Source organism: Brevibacterium sp. NPDC056726, from assembly GCF_042790515.1.
Taxonomy (GTDB): domain Bacteria; phylum Actinomycetota; class Actinomycetes; order Actinomycetales; family Brevibacteriaceae; genus Brevibacterium; species Brevibacterium sanguinis.
In genome coordinates this window covers 485414-503531 of the sequence record NZ_JBHTYZ010000002.1, presented here as the reverse complement: position 1 = coordinate 503531, position 18118 = coordinate 485414, and the positions used below count along the sequence as shown (strand labels likewise).

General features: G+C 69.0%; 19 protein-coding genes and 1 tRNA gene. 6 read left to right on the top strand and 14 right to left on the bottom strand.

The annotated features are described in order from the left end of the window. Positions 1–6 precede the first annotated feature (6 nt). Positions 7–1158, top strand: a complete 1152-nt coding sequence (locus ACFQ91_RS05785; protein WP_198498614.1) for a mechanosensitive ion channel family protein — start codon at positions 7–9, stop codon at positions 1156–1158. Continuing rightward, positions 1155–1547: a globin gene (locus ACFQ91_RS05780; RefSeq protein ID WP_198498613.1), complete on the top strand. Its 393-nt coding sequence runs from the start codon at positions 1155–1157 to the stop codon at positions 1545–1547. The genes ACFQ91_RS05785 and ACFQ91_RS05780 overlap by 4 nt, the downstream gene beginning before the upstream one ends. 210 nt (positions 1548–1757) lie before the next feature. Here ACFQ91_RS05780 and ACFQ91_RS05775 read toward each other — a convergent pair whose 3' ends face one another. Both ACFQ91_RS05775 and ACFQ91_RS05770 read right to left on the bottom strand, forming a co-directional pair. Further along, positions 1758–2417: a hypothetical protein gene (locus tag ACFQ91_RS05775; RefSeq protein ID WP_198498612.1), complete on the bottom strand. Its 660-nt coding sequence runs from the start codon at positions 2415–2417 to the stop codon at positions 1758–1760. After that, complete coding sequence (locus ACFQ91_RS05770) at positions 2414–2956, bottom strand: thioesterase family protein (RefSeq protein WP_198498611.1); 543 nt, start codon at positions 2954–2956, stop codon at positions 2414–2416. Before ACFQ91_RS05770 ends, ACFQ91_RS05775 begins: the two co-directional genes overlap by 4 nt. Positions 2957–3126: 170 nt before the next feature. Here ACFQ91_RS05770 and ACFQ91_RS05765 point away from each other — a divergent pair, with 170 nt between their 5' ends. Next, positions 3127–4068, top strand: a complete 942-nt coding sequence (locus tag ACFQ91_RS05765) for an acyl-CoA thioesterase (protein WP_376871244.1) — start codon at positions 3127–3129, stop codon at positions 4066–4068. Beyond that, positions 4065–4331: a hypothetical protein gene (locus ACFQ91_RS05760; protein ID WP_198498609.1), complete on the top strand. Its 267-nt coding sequence runs from the start codon at positions 4065–4067 to the stop codon at positions 4329–4331. The genes ACFQ91_RS05765 and ACFQ91_RS05760 overlap by 4 nt, the downstream gene beginning before the upstream one ends. Positions 4332–4390: 59 nt before the next feature. Here ACFQ91_RS05760 and ettA read toward each other — a convergent pair whose 3' ends face one another. The 10 genes from ettA to ACFQ91_RS05710 all read right to left on the bottom strand — a co-directional run bounded on the left by ettA (position 4391) and on the right by ACFQ91_RS05710 (position 13870). After that, entirely contained in the window at positions 4391–6073 is a 1683-nt protein-coding gene (ettA, locus tag ACFQ91_RS05755; protein WP_137826330.1) for an energy-dependent translational throttle protein EttA, read from the bottom strand. Positions 6074–6117: 44 nt separating this feature from the next. Beyond that, positions 6118–6816, bottom strand: coding sequence for a DUF6993 domain-containing protein (locus ACFQ91_RS05750; RefSeq protein WP_198498608.1), 699 nt, complete (start codon positions 6814–6816; stop codon positions 6118–6120). Positions 6817–6920: 104 nt separating this feature from the next. Next, positions 6921–7691, bottom strand: coding sequence for a single-stranded DNA-binding protein (locus ACFQ91_RS05745; RefSeq protein ID WP_198498607.1), 771 nt, complete (start codon positions 7689–7691; stop codon positions 6921–6923). 208 nt (positions 7692–7899) lie between these two features. Continuing rightward, positions 7900–9480 (bottom strand): GTPase, encoded by a 1581-nt coding sequence (locus tag ACFQ91_RS05740; RefSeq protein ID WP_198498606.1) that lies wholly within the window; start codon positions 9478–9480, stop codon positions 7900–7902. Continuing rightward, complete coding sequence (locus ACFQ91_RS05735) at positions 9477–11171, bottom strand: dynamin family protein (RefSeq protein ID WP_232623573.1); 1695 nt, start codon at positions 11169–11171, stop codon at positions 9477–9479. Before ACFQ91_RS05735 ends, ACFQ91_RS05740 begins: the two co-directional genes overlap by 4 nt. A 78-nt stretch (positions 11172–11249) precedes the next feature. Beyond that, positions 11250–11323, bottom strand: a tRNA-Arg gene (locus ACFQ91_RS05730). A gap of 107 nt (positions 11324–11430) precedes the next feature. Beyond that, complete coding sequence (locus tag ACFQ91_RS05725) at positions 11431–11640, bottom strand: hypothetical protein (protein ID WP_198498605.1); 210 nt, start codon at positions 11638–11640, stop codon at positions 11431–11433. Positions 11641–11699: 59 nt separating this feature from the next. Beyond that, positions 11700–12023 (bottom strand): thiamine-binding protein, encoded by a 324-nt coding sequence (locus tag ACFQ91_RS05720; protein WP_137825943.1) that lies wholly within the window; start codon positions 12021–12023, stop codon positions 11700–11702. Positions 12024–12130: 107 nt separating this feature from the next. Then, a complete protein-coding gene (locus ACFQ91_RS05715; protein ID WP_198498604.1) occupies positions 12131–12673 on the bottom strand; it encodes an MOSC domain-containing protein in 543 nt (180 codons plus the stop codon). A gap of 6 nt (positions 12674–12679) precedes the next feature. Further along, the gene (locus ACFQ91_RS05710) at positions 12680–13870 is read right to left on the bottom strand and encodes an acetyl-CoA C-acetyltransferase (RefSeq protein WP_198498603.1); all 1191 of its coding nucleotides are present in this window, start codon (positions 13868–13870) and stop codon (positions 12680–12682) included. 333 nt (positions 13871–14203) lie between these two features. Here ACFQ91_RS05710 and ACFQ91_RS05705 point away from each other — a divergent pair, with 333 nt between their 5' ends. Next, the gene (locus tag ACFQ91_RS05705; RefSeq protein ID WP_198498602.1) at positions 14204–15826 is read left to right on the top strand and encodes a cell division protein; all 1623 of its coding nucleotides are present in this window, start codon (positions 14204–14206) and stop codon (positions 15824–15826) included. Between the two features lie 90 nt (positions 15827–15916). Here ACFQ91_RS05705 and ACFQ91_RS05700 read toward each other — a convergent pair whose 3' ends face one another. Continuing rightward, on the bottom strand, positions 15917–16213 hold the full coding sequence (locus ACFQ91_RS05700) for a hypothetical protein (RefSeq protein ID WP_232623572.1): 297 nt from the start codon (positions 16211–16213) through the stop codon (positions 15917–15919). A gap of 30 nt (positions 16214–16243) precedes the next feature. On the opposite strand from ACFQ91_RS05700, the gene nucS reads away from it, so the two are divergent. Continuing rightward, positions 16244–16939, top strand: a complete 696-nt coding sequence (gene nucS, locus ACFQ91_RS05695; RefSeq protein ID WP_198498601.1) for an endonuclease NucS — start codon at positions 16244–16246, stop codon at positions 16937–16939. Between the two features lie 102 nt (positions 16940–17041). Here nucS and ACFQ91_RS05690 read toward each other — a convergent pair whose 3' ends face one another. After that, positions 17042–18031, bottom strand: coding sequence for a hypothetical protein (locus ACFQ91_RS05690; protein WP_198498600.1), 990 nt, complete (start codon positions 18029–18031; stop codon positions 17042–17044). Between the last annotated feature and the right edge of the window lie 87 nt (positions 18032–18118).

Sequence of the window (18118 nt, the reverse complement as noted above, 5' to 3'; positions counted from 1 at the left end):
GGCATCATGACTTCTGATTCTCTCGAGACCACTCTGCTCGCCGCCTCGCAGATCGATTGGGCGTTCCTCCTCGACGTCCCGCTGCGGGTCACCATCATCATCGTCGGTGCGCTCATCATCAACTTCCTCATGCGCATCGTCATCCGCCGCTTCGCCGCAGGCGTGGCGAAGGGCACCGTCGGCAGCTCGAAGGCGACGTCGCGGTTCTCCACCTCGGCGATGGAGTCGCAGTTCACCGGTATCGACCAGGCGACGATCAGGGAGCGCCGCGCCCAGCGCGCACAGACCGTGGGACGGATGCTCTCCTCGGTGACCTCGATCGTCATCGCGGTCGTCGCGAGCCTCATCGTCCTCTCCGAGCTCAACTTCAACGTCGGCCCGATCCTCGCCTCGGCGGGTATCGCGGGTGTCGCGATCGGCTTCGGGGCGCAGGCGCTCGTCAAGGACTACCTGTCGGGCTTCTTCATGGTCATCGAGGACCAGTACGGGATCGGCGACTCCGTCGACCTCGGCGAGGCGATCGGCACCGTCGAGGACGTCGGCCTGCGCACCACCCAGGTCCGCGGACTCGACGGGACGCTGTGGCATGTGCGCAACGGCGAGATCCTCCGCGTCGGCAACCAGTCGCAGGGCTGGGCCCGCGCCGTCCTCGACATCCCCGTCGCCTACAACACCTCGGTGGCGACGTATTCGAAGGTCATCGCCGACACGACGAAGGTCATCGAGGAGGACCCGGAGATCGCCGATGCGATCCTCGAGCAGCCCGAGATCTGGGGTGTCGAGTCCCTGTCGGCGCAGTCGCAGGTCATCCGCACGGTGCTCAAGACGAAGCCGAACCAGCAGTGGAAGGTCGCGCGCGCCTTCCGTGCCGAGCTCAAGCGCCAGATGGACAAATACGGCATCCACATCCCGATCACGCAGGAGACGGTCTTCCGCACGCTGCCCGACCCCACCGAGGCGGCGAAGATCAAGTCGACGAACGAAGCCGAGGACGACTCCGAGGACCACGACCGCGAGTCCGCGTCGACCGGCGGCTCGGGCAAGTCCCCGGCGACCGGTCGGACCTCCGGCGGTCGCGCGCCGGGCGGTCGCTCGACGGGCAGCCGCGCAGGCGCCGGACACAAGGGCAGCGGGAATCCCGAGGGAAGGAAGCGATGAGCTCAGAGACGATCTTCGACGCGGTCGGCGGCCATCCGACGTTCACCCGGCTCGTCGACGCGTTCTACGCCAATGTCGCCGCCGACGAGCCGCTCATCAGCATGTACCCGGAGGGCCACGACCTCATCGGAGCCAAGCACCGGCTCCAGATGTTCCTCGAGCAGTACTTCGGCGGACCGACGACGTATCAGGAGGAGAGGGGCCACCCCCGTCTGCGGATGCGCCACTTCCCGTTCCCCGTCGACTTCGACGCTCGGGATCGGTGGCTGCGGGCGATGCGCGGGGCGCTTGACGAGGTCGACCTGCCGCCCCTCTACGACGAGGTGTTCTGGGACTACTTCCAGCGCGCCGCCACCGCGATGGTGAATACGAACAGCACCGGAGCCTGAGGCTGCCGCTCACCTCGGTATGCGTGATGCGTGCCGTGCACGCGGCTCGCGTCAGGTCTGCGTGCACCGCGCGCGACGCAGGTCAGGTGCGCGCTCTGTTCTGCGCATACCGGTGTCTGCGGCTCACCGTGGTATCCAGGGCTCAGGTCAGGACCAGAGCCGTGCGAAGCAGGGTGAGCCCTGGCGGGCTCGCGCCCCCTGCCGTCTGCCTCAGGCGGTCTTCCGGGTGAGGAGGTGGCCGCCGGGGGTGACGACGCGCAGCCAGCCGGCGGATTCCATGATCGGGCAGGCGGCGTTCGCCGATGGCGGGAGGAAGCGGAGGCCGGCGGCGGCGAAGGCGAGGCCCGCCGTCAGCGTCGTCCCGTGGTCGCCCGTCAGCGGGGCCGCCCACACCCGTGCCCGGAGCGCTTTGACCGCGTGCGAGCCCGCCCCGTCGGGAGTGCCGTCGGCGACCTCGGCGATCCCCGCCTCGGCGCCGGCGATAAGGGCGGACGGGGCGATCGTGTCCGTCTGCTCCCACGGTCCCCGAGGTGGGGCGATGCCGGCCCAGGAGACGAGCATCGACGTCGGCGGCAGCGGGAGGCTCGTGCCGTTCTCCGCGCGGGCGAAGCGGTCGGTCAGCGCGGCGAGCGGGACGACCTCGTCGAGGCCGTCGAGTTCGGGGGAATCGAGCCGCTGCATCCGCATCGCGAGCACGAGCGGGGTCGAATCGCCGATCCCGTGCGGGAAGAGCGGAGCGACGGTGAGGACGAGGACCTCCGAGGCGACCTGCAGGCGCATCGCCCCGTCGGGATCGAGTCGGTGCGCCAGCGAGGTGAACGCGGCAAGGTCGGACAGGGCCTTCTCATCGGCGATCTCGAGGGTCGTCATCGGCGCAGGCTCCGCATCCGCGCGGGGGCGCGCACGACCGACTCGAGGGCGACGATCTCCTCCTCGCTCAGGCGCCGCGGACGACCGCTGGCCTGGTCGACGAAGGCGATGACGGTCTCGGAGACCGTGTAGACGAGGGAGCCGTCGGGCTCGACGATGACGTAGCTGATCGTCACCGAGGCGGGCCGCACCTCGCTGATGACGAGATCGACGGCGATCGGTCCGGGACGGTAGCTGATCGGGGCGCGGTATTCGATGGCGTGCGAGGCGACGAGGAGTTCGGTCGTCGCCGAGGCGGCCCCGAAGACCTCGGGCATCGGAAGACCGGAGACCACCTCGGCGGCGCCGTACTCCCCCGGCCCGACGGCGGCGTCGCGGCTCTGCGTCGGGGATCCCAGCGCCCGGACGCGGGCCTCTTCGAGGAGCCGGAGCTGGACGACGTTGTTGACGTGTCCGTAGGCGTCCATGTCACCCCATCTCAGTTCGAGGAGGACTCGGGTGAATTCGTCGAGAAGGGGGTTCGTGGCGCCTGAGTGCATGATCCCATGATGCCATCCCGCAGACCCCGGCCTGTGCCCGGGCGACTCATCCCGCCGCAGGTGGCTCACCGGACCGGATCACCCGCGTGCCCGCTCGAACTGCCCTGTTGCCGGCGGTCGTGCGATGCGTCTCCTCGCAGGTCGCACGGTGCCCGGGTAGGATCGAGACGATGTCCGACCCTGTCCTTCCGGAGGCCCATGTGAGCGAAACCGAACCGACCCTCGCCGAGGCGAATGTCGCCCGTCTGCACGAACTCCTCGAGTTGAGGAAGGTCGCCGTGGACGAGTCGAGGCGGGAGTCGGATCATTTCGTCGGGCCGAGCCAGTACAAGCCCGACGGCCGCGTCTTCGGCGGTCAGGTGCTCGCGCAGTGCATCGTCGCGGCCGCCGCGACCCTGCCCGCCGACCGCCTCATCCACTCGCTGCACGGCTATTTCCTGCGGGCCGGCGACGTCGCCGAACCCATCGAGTTCGGGGGCGAACGCCTCCGCGACGGCCGGTCCTTCTCCGCTCGACGCGTCCACGCCTATCAGAAGGACGTGCCGATCCTCTCGCTCATCGCCTCGTTCCAGGACGAGCAGCCGGGATTCGAGCACTCCGAGCCGATGCCCACGGGAATCCCGGGCCCCGAGGACAGCCCCGATCTGCGGGAGCTGCTCGCCGCCGACGATTCCCTGCGCGTCACCGAATGGTTCAATCGGCGCCCCTTCGACATCCGTCCCGTCGAGCCCTTCGGGGTTCCCGGTGCCGGGGACATCGACACGGAGCTGCCCGAGCAGCACGTGTGGTTCCGCGCGAGCGCGCACTTCGGCGACGACCCCGTGCTCAATGCGGCGGCGCTGGCCTATGCCAGCGACTTCAACCTCCTCGAACCGGTGCTGCGCAAGCACGACCTCACTTGGGCCACCCCCGGCCTGCGGGTCGCGAGCCTCGACCATGCGATGTGGTGGCATCGGCGCGTCCACGTCGACGACTGGATGCTCTACGTCCAGGAATCGCCGGCGGCCCGCGGCGGTCGCGGTCTCGGCTACGGGCGGATCTTCTCCCGCGACGGCGAGCTCCTCGCCACCGTCGCGCAGGAGGGCATGGTCCGCGTCAAGGACATGCCGTGAGCGATGACAAGACCGCGATGATCGAGATCCTCGCCTCGATCCTCAGTCGCCTCGTCAACGTCGCCCTGTGCCTCGTGCTCACGTCGATCGCGCTGCTCATCCTCCGGGATCGCACGGATCTCCACATCGGACTCGTCGCGATCATCGCGCTCGTCCTCGGCATCCTCGCCACGTTCGTCGTCCGCTGGCTGCTCACGCTCTTCCACCGCCTGTGGCGGAAGCTCTTCGACCGCTTCGAACCCGGAGCCGGCCCGCGCTCATAGACCGCCGCCCGCGCACGAGGGCCCCGGCATGATGCCGGGGCCCTCGTGTTCTGAGTCCGTCAGTCGCGGGTGAGGCGACGATGGGTGACGCGGTGCGGGCGGGCCGCATCCTCGCCGAGGCGCTCGACCTTGTTCTTCTCGTACGCTTCGAAGTTGCCCTCGAACCAGTACCACTGAGCCGGGTCCTCGTCGTTGCCCTCCCACGCGAGGATGTGCGTGGCGACGCGGTCGAGGAACCAGCGGTCGTGGGAGACGACGACGGCGCAGCCGGGGAACTCGAGCAGGGCGTTCTCGAGCGATCCCAGGGTCTCGACGTCGAGGTCGTTCGTCGGCTCGTCGAGGAGGAGCAGGTTGCCGCCCTGCTTGAGCGTGAGCGCGAGGTTGAGGCGGTTGCGCTCACCACCGGAGAGCACTCCGGCCTTCTTCTGCTGGTCGGGGCCCTTGAAGCCGAACGCGGAGACGTAGGCGCGCGAGGGCATCTCGACGGCGCCGACCTGGATGAAGTCGAGTCCGTCGGAGACGACCTCCCACAGCGACTTCTCCGGATCGATGCCCCCGCGGGACTGGTCGACGTAGGAGATCTTCACGGTCTCGCCGACCTTGAGGTTGCCGTTGTCGAGCTCTTCGAGGCCGACGATCGTCTTGAACAGCGTCGACTTGCCGACGCCGTTGGGGCCGATGACGCCGACGATGCCGTTGCGCGGCAGCGAGAAGCTCAGTCCGTCGATGAGCAGGCGGCCGTCGAAGCCCTTCTCAAGATCCTTCGCTTCGATGACGATGTCGCCGAGGCGGGGGCCGGCCGGGATCTGGATCTCTTCGAAGTCGAGCTTCCGCGTCTTCTCGGCCTCAGCGGCCATCTCCTCGTAGCGGGCGAGGCGGGCCTTCGACTTCGTCTGCTTGGCCTTCGGGTTCGACCGCACCCATTCGAGTTCGTCCTTGAGGCGCTTGGCGAGCTTCGCGTCCTTCTTGCCCTGGACCTGCAGGCGCTCGCGCTTCTTCTCGAGGTAGGTCGAGTAGTTGCCCTCGTAGGGGTAGAGGTGACCGCGGTCGACCTCGGCGATCCATTCGGCGACGTGATCGAGGAAGTACCGGTCGTGGGTGATGGCGATGACGGCACCGGGGTAGGACTTGAGGTGCTGCTCGAGCCAGAGCACGGATTCGGCGTCGAGGTGGTTCGTCGGCTCGTCGAGGAGGAGCAGGTCGGGCTTCTCCAGCAGGAGCTTGCACAGCGCCACGCGGCGGCGCTCGCCGCCGGAGAGGACGCTGACGTCGGCGTCGGGCGGCGGGCAGCGCAACGCGTCCATGGCCTGTTCGAGCTGCGAGTCGAGGTCCCACGCATCGGCGGCGTCGATGGCCTCCTGCAGCTTGCCCATCTCCTCCATGAGGGCGTCGAAGTCCGCGTCGGGATTCGCCATCTCCTCGGAGATCTCGTTGTAGCGGTCGAGCTTCGCCTTGATCTCGGCGACGCCCTCTTCGACGTTGCCGAGCACGGTCTTGTTCTCGTTGAGCGGGGGCTCCTGCATGAGGATGCCCACCGTGTAGCCGGGGCTGAGCCGGGCTTCGCCGTTCGACGGCTGTTCGAGGCCGGCCATGATCTTGAGGATCGTCGACTTGCCGGCGCCGTTGGGGCCGACCATGCCGATCTTCGCCCCCGGGTAGAAGGACATCGACACGTCGTCGAGAATGACTTTGTCACCGTGCGCCTTGCGCGCCTTGTGCATGGTGTAAATGAATTCGGCCATAGTGGCCCCAGATTATCGGTTGGCGCGCCTCCGCGCCAAACGCATCAGCCTCCGCCCAGCGACGGTCCGTCCGAGCTCGACGAGCCCTCCGAACCGCTGCCGGAGCCCGACGACGACCCGCTCGAATCCGACGAGCCGCTCGAGGACGAACCGCTCGACGACGAGCCTCCGGAACCCGACGAACCCGAGGAGTCGCTCGAGCCCGACGAGCTGTCCGGGCTCGGGGTCTCCGCGTCGTCACCGGTGATGTTCTCACCCGGGAGGTGACCGGCACCGTTGTCGTCGCCGTCCTCATCGCGCATCTCCCCCTTGGGCGCCTCGACGCCTTCGGGTCGGTCGACCTCGCCGAGCAGGCACGCTCCGGTCGACTCCGAGGGGGGCATGAGCTCAGCGGTGGCCTTGCCGGCGCGGATCTCCCCGACGACGCAGCCCTTCTCCGTCTTCACCCCGAAGACCTTCGAGGGCACTTCGTTGCCCAACGGCGATTCGTCGAGGGTGGCCTCGAGCTGCTCGGGCTTGTATCCGGCGTCGATCATCGTGTCGAAGAACTTCTTCGTCGACGGCACGGTTTCGGAATCACCGGTCAGCGGTTCGACCGCCTTGATGACCTTGTCGACTTCGGCCTCGGGCTTCGCCGACGTCGTCGCCGGCGCCGGTTCCGCATTGTCGTCGAGTCCGAGCAGGGAGCAGCCGGACAGGGCGATGGTCAGGGCTGCGACACCCAGGAGGGGAACGACACGCATGGATCACCTTGGGGAGGACGACGACGAACGTTCTCACTCTAGCCGATGACGCTGTCAGACCGCGCAGACGACGCCAGCCCTGCTCTCCAGCCGGCCCCGGACGGTCAGAACGGTGCCGCGGCGGCCGCCGTCGCCTCGGCGATCGCGGGATCCCTCCCCTGCCCGTCGCCTGCGCCGGTGTCGGTGTCCTCGCCGGTCTCATTGGATGCGGTCTCATCGGGGTCGGTCTCATCGGGTTCGGTGTCCTCGCTTCCCGCGTACCCGTCGGTCTCCGCGGCCTGTCCGTGCGCCGTGTCGGACGGCACCGCGGCAGGCGACCAGCCGCCGGCCCCGGCGGGCAGCCCCGCGAAGTCGGGTCCCTCCCCCTCGGCGTCGGGTCCGGATCCCTCCCCGCCGGCACCGGGGCCGGACGGGTCGGCCGTCGCAGTGCGCGGGGCCTCGCCGGGTTCCGGGAGTCCACCCCATCCGGAAGTCGCCTGCGCGTCACCGGCCGGCTCGGCCGGCCGCGGTCGCGTCGTCGCCGACTTTCGATAGTGCGCCGTGCCGAAGCGCAGGTCGGGGCCGATGTGATCGGCGATGACCGTCGGTGCGATCCCGGACCGCTCTCCGCTGGCCCACTCGCGATTGCGCAGGTGTCCTTGGACGAGCACCGTCGTGCCCTGCTCCACCGACGTGCCGACGTTGCTGGCCAGGGTGCCGTAGCAGTCGACGCCGAACCAGGAGGTGCCGTCCTCGGCGAATTCGCCGGTCGACTTGTCGAGCTTCCAGTGGTTGACGGCGAGCCGGAACGACGCACAGGGGCGTCCGGTGGGCAGAGTCCTCAGATTCGGGACGGTCGCGACGGTGCCGCAGACGTTGATGGGGATGGTCGACATTGCTTCCTCGCTTCTCTTCGCACGGTCGGCGAGACGCGATCGGGGGTCTGCTGCCTCGTCGGCGCAGACACGCTCGATTCCCGCCGTGGGTGTTCCAGCGAAGCGCGCGCTGCCCCGTTCTGTCGAGAGTGCGACGATGCCCTGTGGACAGCGCGTGGCCGTCCACAGGGCATCTGCACGCGAGTCGTGCCGCCTGTGAGCTCGAGTCTCAGGCGAGTCTCTCGTACGCGTCGCGGTGCTCGGCGATGACCGCGTTCACCGGCTGCAGGTAGGAGCTCTGCGCGGCCTGGGCGACGGCGGTGCGCAGGTCCCGATCGACCGCTTCGGCGGCTTCGTCCGCCCCCTTGTTCCGCGCGTTGCGGGCGATCACCGAGGTGATGACCGAGCCGAGGATCCCGACGACGAGGAGACCGATGACGACGGCCCACGTCCACCCGGGAAGGGCTCCGGGAACGGCGAACGTCAGGGCCGCGACGACGATGAGGCCGAGGAGACCGATGACGGTGGCGACGAAGAAGACGATCTGGAGGAAGCCGGCGAACGACCACCAGCCGGGGGTGCGACGCTCGATGTCCACAGCCGTGACGGCCGAGTCGAGGGTGTCGGCGAGCTGGTTCGTGCTCTGCTTCTCCGCCTCGGCGGCGGCAGTCTGCCACGGACGCGGCAGCGTCGAGACGGATTCGGTGATGAGGTCGTGGGCCATGAGCCGGACCTGCGAGCTCTGCGTCTTGCTCGTCGCCGGCACCGAGGCGCGGATGAGCTCATCGCGGGTCAGCCCGTGCTTGGCCCCGAGCGGGTCGGGGGCGTTGCGCTGCATCCACGCGAGCAGCGGGTAACCGGTGCGCTTGTAGGCGCGGCGGATGTAGTCGTCGTGAACGGTCTGCGCGACGGCCTCGACACCGGCGGCCTCGGACATCGTCTCGACGAGATGGGAGGCACCCGGCAGCTCGTCCGGGGTGGCGACCGGGTCGCCGAGCTCCGCCTTGATCCGCCGGGCCATCGCCTGCATGTCGGCCAGCAGCCGTTCGGCCGCGGCCTGCTTCGAGTCGAGGGTGTCGGCGAGGATCGACCGCAGCTGCGGGATGCCCTCGCGGGTCACGGCCGAGGACAGCCGCACCTCGGTGTCGGTGAGCCCGTCCTCGGCGAGCAGCTGCCGGAGATGATCGGCGGCGGCCTTCTGCTCGTCGGGGCTGAGCTTGTCGACCTGGTTGAGCACGACGACCATGTTCGAACTGTTCTCCGCGAGCTTCGTCAGGTACTCCGAGTGGAGGGAGAAGTCCGCGTACTTCTGCGGGTCGACGACCCAGAACACGACGTCGACGAGCCCGACGAGGCGGTCGGATTCGACGCGGTGCTCGACGGCCGTCGAATCGTGGTCGGGCAGGTCGAGGAGGATGAGCCCGTGGAGGCGGCGCTGGTCGTCGCCGTCGAGCGCGGACTCACGCCACGTGCGGCTGCGCTCGGGCACCTTGAGCCAGTCGAGGATCTCCCGGCCGCCCTCTCCCCAGACGCACGCGGTGGGACGGGAGGTCGTGGGACGGCGGACGCCGACCCGGGCGATGTCGAGGCCGGCGACGGCGTTGAAGAGCGAGGACTTGCCCGACCCCGTCGAGCCGGCAAAGGCGACGACGGTGAAGTCCTCGCCGAGGTCGAGGCGATCGTCGGCGCGCTCGAGCAGGCTCTGGGCATCGGCGCGGACGTCGGGGCTGACCTTGTCGGGGTCGAGCGCGAGCGAGTGGCGGATGCCCTCGGCCAGCCGGCGGATCTCGGACTGTGCCGAATCGTTCACAATGCCTCCTCGAGGCGGGCACCGGCAGTTCGGAGGGCTCCGGACTGCCGCGTGGGCACCGCTGTCAGTCGTAGTGCGCTGTCGAATGGGACGCGGCAGTCGCCGACGATGCCGGCAGCCGCGGTGAGGAAGCGGTCCCTGATCGAGGCGATGAGGCTGACGGCCTCCTGTTCGCCGAAGATCGTTCCCGCAAGGTTGAGGGCGACCCCGGGACCGGCGGCCTGCGCGTCCGCGGCCCGGGCGTGCTGGGGGTCCCAGAAGGTCGCGTATTCGAGGACCGCGCACACGCCGTTGACGCCGAAGGAGAGGATCCTCGCCTTCGACTTCTTCCCCTGACCGATGTCGCGGACGAGGGTGTTGACCTCGTTCGACCAGCCGCTCACCGCCTCCTTGACCCGGTCCTCGAGTTCGCTCGTCGGGGCGCGCAGGCCCGGATCGGATTCGACGAGAGCGGCACCGGCCGGGGTGCGGCCCCAGTCGTCGACGACCCCGTCGACGACGTCGACGGCGGCTTCGCGCAGGGAGATCGCGGCACTGCGCAGGATCGCGATGTGCAGCGGCGAGGCGGCATCGTGCTTGCCCGTCACGGCGGCGGAGATCCGGTCGCGCATGCGGGCCATCGTCGGTTCGAGACCGCGGAAGAGCTGCCCGGTGCCGACGAAGTCCTGCCACCGGGCGTTGACCGCCCCCTGGAGGATCCGGCCGTCGGAGACGACCGTGGAAAGCCCGTCGTGGGCGGCGCGGAAGCGCTCGTCGACGATGCGGGCGAGCTCGGCGTGCGCCTCCTCCTGGGACTCGGCGCAGGAGGCGAGGGTGTCGACGCGGGCCGGGAGCGCGGCGATCGACCCGGTCAGGGTGCGCCGCCGGATCCGGTTCCGGGATTCGGCTTCGGAGCTCACCTCCTGGATCCACGAGCGGATCGGGTAGACGGCCGTGTGCGGGAGCAGCCCGTCCTCGAGCGGGAGCTCGGCGACGGAGAAGATCGGCGACTGGGCCAGTCCCGCCTCGGAGAGGAGATGGGAGAGGTGGTGGCGGACTTCGCGGTTGGCCTCCGGCGGCACCCGGTCGAGGACGATGGCCACCGAGGTGCTCCGCTGCGCGGCATCGCGCAGCAGGGTCCACGGCGCGGCGTCGGCGTAGCGGTTGGCGGTGGTGACGAAGAGCCAGAGGTCGGCGCACATGAGGATGCGGCGGGCGAGGTCCCGGTTCGCCTCGGCGATCGAGTCGATGTCGGGGCAGTCGAGGATCGCGGTGCCCGGCGCGATGTCGGCATCGGGGATGAGGACGAGCGCCGGGGTCGGCGAGGCCGGATCGGTGCTGCGCGGCAGGTCGGCGAGGAAGGTCTGGGCCTCGAAGTGCTTCGCGTCGGCGGGGTTGTGGATGACGATCGGGTTGGCCGTCGTCGGGCGTCGCACACCGGCGGGGCTGACCGCACGCCCGATGAGCGAGTTGACGAGTGTCGATTTGCCGGCCCCGGTGGACCCGCCGACGGCGATGAGGAACGGTGCGGGAGCGCGGTTGATCCGCGGGAGGATGAAGTCGGTCATCTCAGCCGAGAGCGATCCGAGCAGACGGCGGCCCTCGGCCGCGTCGTCGGTCTGCAGGGTGAAGCGGGTCTCGGAGATCCTCTTCGCGATATCGGCGAGAGCTCCGCCCACGGGTGGCGTCACGGCATTTCCGCTGTCTGTCATCACGCATCCACTTTCCACGTTTTCACAGCTGAGCTCCACCAGGCACGCCGTGACGAGCGACAATTGCCCTGGACTGTGCGCCCCCGGCGGGGCTCGAACCCGCGACCTACCGCTTAGAAGGCGGTTGCTCTATCCGACTGAGCTACGGAGGCCCACACATCGTAACCGATCGCCGCCGGGCAGACGAAAGCGGCCCCGCACTCCCCCGCCTGGTCAGATGACCGGGTGGAGGATGCGGGACCGCCGAGGTGTCGTCAGCTCAGTGGGTGCTGCCGGCCTTCTCGAGCGCCTTGCGCACCGTGACGAACGCCAGGATGACGACGCCGGTCAGGGCGAGGATGACGGCGAGGGCTTCGACGCCGAAGGCCACTTCGGCCGCGAGCGGAAAGAAGCCGGCGATCATGAACCCGAGCAGGGCGATCATGGTCAGAGCAGTGGCTGTGGTGAAATACGCGGATCCGTTTTTCATGGGTCATCCTCCTTCTTCCTGAATCCGACGATAGACCCGTTCGGCGCGCCTGTCACCGATTACTCGTCGGAAAGTTTCCTCCGCGCCTCGAGAGCGTCCTCAAGGCGGTCGACCTTGGCCTCGATCTCCCCGTCATGACCAGGGCGGATGTCGGCCTTGATGACCAGGGAGATGCGGGAGCCGAACGGTGCGACCGCCTCGGTGGCGCGCTTGACGACGTCGAAGACCTCGTCCCATTCGCCCTCGATCTCGGTGAACATGCTCGTCGTGCGGTTGGGCAGCCCGGAGGCGCGGACGACCTCGACGGCCGCCGCGACGGCCTCGTGGACGGAGCCGTCGCTGCGGCCGGTGCCCGAGGGGGCGACGGAGAATGCGAGAAGCATCGTGATGCCTTCCTGTTGTCGTGGCTGGTCTGCTGTCGTGTCAGGTGTCGTCAGTTCGGGGCCGAGGAAACGCTGCGGCGGTGCTCCGGTCAGCTCGCCGAGGTGGGTCAGACGGGCGCCAAGGCGTGGGGCTCGCCGTCCGGCAGCTCGACGGTCACCGCGTCCCCGGGTCGCACCGTGCCGCTGGTCGAGACGATGCCCATGACACCTGCCAGGCGCACGGTCTGGCCCTCGTCGTCGCGGAAGACGACCTGCCCCAGCAGTCCGGGGATCAGTCCGTCGATCTGCGCGCACGGATTGCGCAGACCGGTGAGCGTGACGACGGCGTCCCCGATGCCCAGGCGCGTGCCCACCGGCAGCGCGAGGAGATCGAGGCCGAGCGTCGTGATGTTCTCACCCAGCTGCCCGGGGCCGACGGCGAACCCGGCGGCGCCGAGGCGGTCGAAGAGCTCCGCGTGGAGAAGATGGACCTGACGGAGGTTCGGCGCCGAGGGCGTGCGGGTGAGGCGGGAGCGATGCTGGACGGTGACCCCGGCGTGCGCGTCACCGCGCACGCCGATGCCCTCGACGAGGTCGATCGCGTCGCGGACAGGCTTCGAGAACGCATGCTCCGCGTCGCTGCTGACACTCACCACCCGCGCCGCCGCCATCGGACCTCAGCTCTGGGCGGGAACGGAGATGATGAGCGAATCGCCCTGGCCGCCGCCGCCGCACAGCGCCGCGACACCGGTGCCGCCGCCTCGGCGCTGGAGTTCGAGGGCGAGCGTGAGGACGATGCGGGCCCCGGAGGCCCCGATCGGGTGGCCGAGCGCGATCGCACCGCCGTTGACGTTGACCTTCTCGGGATCGATGCCGAGGTCCTGCGTGCTCGCGAGTCCGACGGCGGCGAACGCCTCGTTGATCTCGTAGAGGTCGAACGAGTCGGGGGCGACGCCCTCCTTCTCGGCGGCCGCGCGGATCGCCTGCGAGGGCTGGTGCTGGAGCGTCGAGTCCGGACCGGCGGTCCATCCGTGCGCGCGGATCTCGGCGAGGATCGGCGCCCCGAGCTCCTCGGCCTTCTCCTTCGACATGACGACGACGGCGGCCGCACCGTCGGAGATCTGCGAGGCGTTGCCCGCGGTGATCGCCCCGTCCTTGCGGAAGGCCGGACGCAGCTTCGCCATCGACTCGGGCGTCGTGTCCGGGCGCACGCCCTCGTCGTCGGTCACCGTCGTCTCGCCCTTGCGGCTGGTGATCGTCACGGGCACGACCTCGTTCTCGAAGACGCCGGACTCCCATCCGGCCGCGGCACGCTGGTGCGATTGCGCGGCGAACGCGTCCTGCTGCTCACGACTGAACTCGGAATCGCCCTTGTTCGCCTCCTCGGTCAGCCCGCCCATCGCCTGGTCGGTGAACGCGTCCCAGAGGCCGTCGTAGTCCATATGGTCCTTGGCGACGACATCGCCGTACTTGTACCCGGCCCGCGACTTCTCGAGCAGGTGCGGGGCCAGCGTCATCGACTCCTGGCCACCGGCGACGACGACGTCGTACTCCCCGGCGCGGACGAGCTGCGCGGCCTGCGTGATCGCGTTGATGCCCGAGAGGCAGAGCTTGTTGATCGTGATCGCGGGCACGCTCATCGGGATGCCCGCCTGGGCCGCGGCCTGACGTGCCGGACCCTGACCGAGGCCGGCCTGGAGGACCTGTCCCATGATGACGTACTCGACCTCATCACCGGAGATGCCCGCACGGTCGAGGGCCCCCTTGATCGCGGCCGCCCCGAGGTCGACCGCGGTCTGCGATCCCAGGGCTCCCGAGAGCTTGCCGAACGGTGTGCGCGCGCCTGAGACGATCACTGCTTCAGTCATGTTTCCTCCTTGATCAAGGATGTCCTCGCCCCGGGCAGGTGCTGCACGGCGGTGAGCTGCTTGCTCCCAGGGTAACCGAGCCCTCTGTGGCACTGATCACTGGGGTGCCGCGGGGGCGTGCGACCCCGGATATCGCGCCCACCGAGCATCGTTCCTGTTCGCCGAGGCGGCCCCGCGGTCCACTCGCTGCAGCTGTTGTGCGCGGGGTCACCGCACCGGTGCACAGTCCCGTTCCGACCGCCGGATTCGGACACAACACTCATCTTGAGTCCGATAGAGTGGGGAGCGCGCAGGCACGACAACATCCCCTTGAGACGACAGGAGTCAGCTTCAGTGACGCCCACCGAAGAATTCCGCACAGCGATGCGCGGGTACGAGAAGAGCGAAGTCGATTCCCGACTGCAGCAGCTGCGCACGGAGATCGAATCCGTGCGAAAGGCGCTGTCGGATGCCCGCAGTCAGGTCATCAACGCCGATCGAGCGAAGCTCCAGATCGCCGGTGAGCTGTCCGAGGCGAAGGCACAGCTGAAGAAGGCGGCCAATGAGAACGCCGAGGCGGCCGGTCCTCCCGGATCCCGCATCGACCATCTCCTCAAGATCGCCGAATCCCAGGCCCGCGAGACGCTGGCCCAGGCGAACTCCGATGCCGAGACGATCCGCAACAAGGCCCGCGCCGAGGCGGCATCCGCGCGCGCGCGGATGCACACCGAGAGCAACGACACCCTCAGCAGCGCCCGTTCCGAGGCCGACGCGATCATCAGCTCCGCGGAGCTGCGCGCCGAGGAGGCCGTCAAGGCCGCGGAGAATCGCGCCGCCGAGCTCAAGGCCACCGCCGAGCGCGAGTCCCTCCAGTCCAAGGAGGCCAACGACGCCGCGTCGAAGGAGGCCCGCGAGAGCCTCGAGCACGAGATCGCCGAGCTCCGCGCCGCCGCGGAGAAGGAGGCCACCGACCTCCGCGCCGAGGCCAAGACCCAGGCCGATGAGACCATCGCCGCCGCACAGGCCCAGGCCGATGAGCTCCTCGCCGCCGCGAAGTCCCGCGACGAGGCGTCGAAGAAGGCTGCGAACGACCTCGAGGTCGAACTCGCCGCCAAGCGCAAGGACGCCGAGGCCGAGCGGAAGAAGCGCTACGACACCGCGCAGACGGAGAACAAGAAGCTCATCGAGGAGGCCCAGTCCCGCGCGGCCAAGGCCGACGCCGATGCGAAGACGGCGGCCGAGCGCGCCGAGACGACGCGCGCCGATGCCGTGAAGAAGGCCGACGAGATCATCGCCGACGGCAAGGCCCGGGCGCAGACGCTCATCTCCGAGGCTCGCGCCACGGCCGAGGCGACGATCGAGGAGTCGGCGGCCGAGGCCAAGCGCAACGTCGCCTCGGCGCAGTCGCAGGTCGATCTGCTCACGAAGCAGCGCAAGACGATCACCGCGCAGCTCGACCAGCTCCGCTCGCTCTTCGCGATGCCCGGTGTGATGGGCGGCGACGCCGTCGATCCGGCGAAGGCCGAAGCCGCGACGCACGCGACCGAGCAGATCGCCGACGGGGAGACGCTCGCCGATCTCCTCGCCGCCGATGCCGCTGAGGAGCGGGACGCCGCGAAGAAGGGCGCCGACGCCAAGGCAGGCTCCGCCAAGGGAGCCGCTGCGGCAGGTTCGGCGGACAAGGGCACGGCCGACAAGAGCCCCGCGGACAAGGGCTCGGCTGACAAGACCGCTGCCGATCAGAGCGGTGCGACAGCTGCCCAGAAGACGACCGTCGACGAGGCGACGACTGAATCGGTCGAGTCCGATGTCGACACCTCGGAACTGCCCAACGGCGCCACCGATGCCGAGACGATCGCCATCGACGCCCAGGTCTCCGGCACCACGCCCGGGACGCAGGGTTCGGGCGGGGCCGCCTCGGCGAACGACGGCGCGGGGCGGTCGAAGGCCGCGCGCACGCGCAACTCTCTGCGCTGAGCCTCCTGCTCACGCGCCTGAGTGAGACGAGGACACGCGAAAGGGGACCCACTGCAGTGGGTCCCCTTTCGCGTGTCCGGCGTGCTGCTATCAGCGGAACTTCTCGAAGCAGCGGGTGTGCCAGTGCCGGCGCGCGTCGACGCCGATGTCGATACCGTGAGGGGCGCTCTGCCGCCACGCGACGATGTGCGCTGTCGCCGCGGACACGCTCTGACCGCACCCGGGACAGACGTAGACCTTGCCGCTGGCATTGCCTGCGACCTGCTGGACCGACCACGTGCCGTCGGGCAGATCGCGGCTGCGACGCAGCCCGCCGACGGACTCCGAGAGGTCCCGGCCGGGAGTGCTCCACTTGTTCCGGCGACGCGAGGAGTTCGATCGTGGCATAAGCCGATTCTCTCACGTAGTGTGTGACGGGTGCGCCTCGTGATAGCTGAATGCTCTGTTGACTATGCCGGTCGTCTGACCGCCCATCTGCCCATGGCCACCCGCCTCATCATGCTCAAGGCCGATGGTTCGATCCTCATCCACTCCGACGGCGGATCGTACAAGCCGCTCAACTGGATGACTCCCCCGTGCTCGGTCCAGATCGCACCGGCGACCGAGGAACAGGCCGAGGCAGGACTGCGCGAAGTGTGGACGGTCGCGCAGGCGAAGACCGGGGACCGCCTCGTCATCTCCGTCGCCGAGGTCCTCTCGGATTCCAACCACGACCTCGGCGTCGATCCCGGTCTCGTCAAGGACGGCGTCGAGGCCCACCTCCAGGAGCTCCTCGCCGAGCACATCCACACCCTCGGCTCGGGCTACAGCCTGGTCCGCCGCGAGTACATGACGGCCATCGGGCCGGTCGACATCCTCGCGCGCGACGAGGCGCAGAAGTCCGTCGCCGTCGAGATCAAGCGCCGCGGCGACATCGACGGCGTCGAACAGCTCACCCGCTACCTCGAGCTGATGAACCGCGACCCGCTGCTCTCGCCGGTCACCGGCGTCTTCGCCGCGCAGGAGATCAAGCCGCAGGCGCGCACCCTCGCCGAGGACCGCGGCATCCGCTGCGTCGTCCTCGACTACGACGCCCTGCGCGGGATGGACGACCCGGAGACGCGCCTCTTCTGACCGCCTCGGCGCCCATTACCTATCGATCAAGCGGGAGTGCGAATGGCGGGCCGTGCACGCCCCGCTATCCGCGCTGCGGCTTGACCGACGACTGGATCGCCCTCACTGCGCGCCGTGAATCGGGCCTGCGAGTCGGTCTCGCGCGGCGATCTCCGTCTCGCGGATCCGCACCGCCTCTTTGATCCTGAGGAAGAGGTCTGCGCTGAAGAGATCGGCCCATCGAATGCGGAAGACCAACCACCCCTCGTTCCGCAGGGCGTACTCCCGCTTCCGTTCGCGTTCGAAGGCTCGGTGCGGATCACCGTCATCGATATAGTACTTGCCGGCGCCATCGAACTCGGCAATGACTTTGACCGCTTCGTTGCCGAAGTCGGACCGAGCGAGGAAGCGACCATCGGCGTCGCAGACGACGAGTTGCGGCTCGAACCCCGGTATCGAATACTCGACGAATCGAACGGCGCAGATCGACTCGGCCACCGTTTCACGCCGCCCGTCGATGTTCTCCAGCACCGCTGAGATCCGCGACTGGCGGGTCCGCACAGGATGCGCCAACTGGTGCGCTCGGAACTCCTCGAGAGACACCCGCCCCAAGCGCACCGCGGCATCCGCAACAGCCACGGCGAACGCCAACGGACAATCCCTGGCGAGATCGAGGAGCGTCTGCACCACCGTCGTCACCGGAATCCCGTCGACGATCTCGATGGTGTCGGGCTGCAGGGACCGTCGGCGGACCACGAGATCCCTCTGGCGGACCGAGCTGCGAGGGCTCGCGACTTCGACGTACACCTCACCCCTATCGACATACGGCACGGACAGGCCGTGGACGAGCAGCGCACTGCGATGGGAGAACACTGCGTCATGCGGCAGGTCGGGGACGAATGACCGGACGAGAATCCTCAGATCCTCTCCGCGCTTGAGCATCCCCGTGGTCTCATGGGGCAACGCGGTCTCCTCCGCCTCCGCGATCGCTGCGACGAAAGCGTGCGACGGATTGTCGCACGCACGCGTGACGACGTATCGTCCCCGCCGGAGTCGCCGCAGGCAGCAATCGACGGCAGATCTGATCTGATGGGTGTTCCAGTTCGCCGCCACCAGATCCGAAGTCTCCAAGCACGCATACATGCAATCGAGCATGGAACAGAACGCATCCGAACCGCAAGAGCATCAAAATGCCCTGTG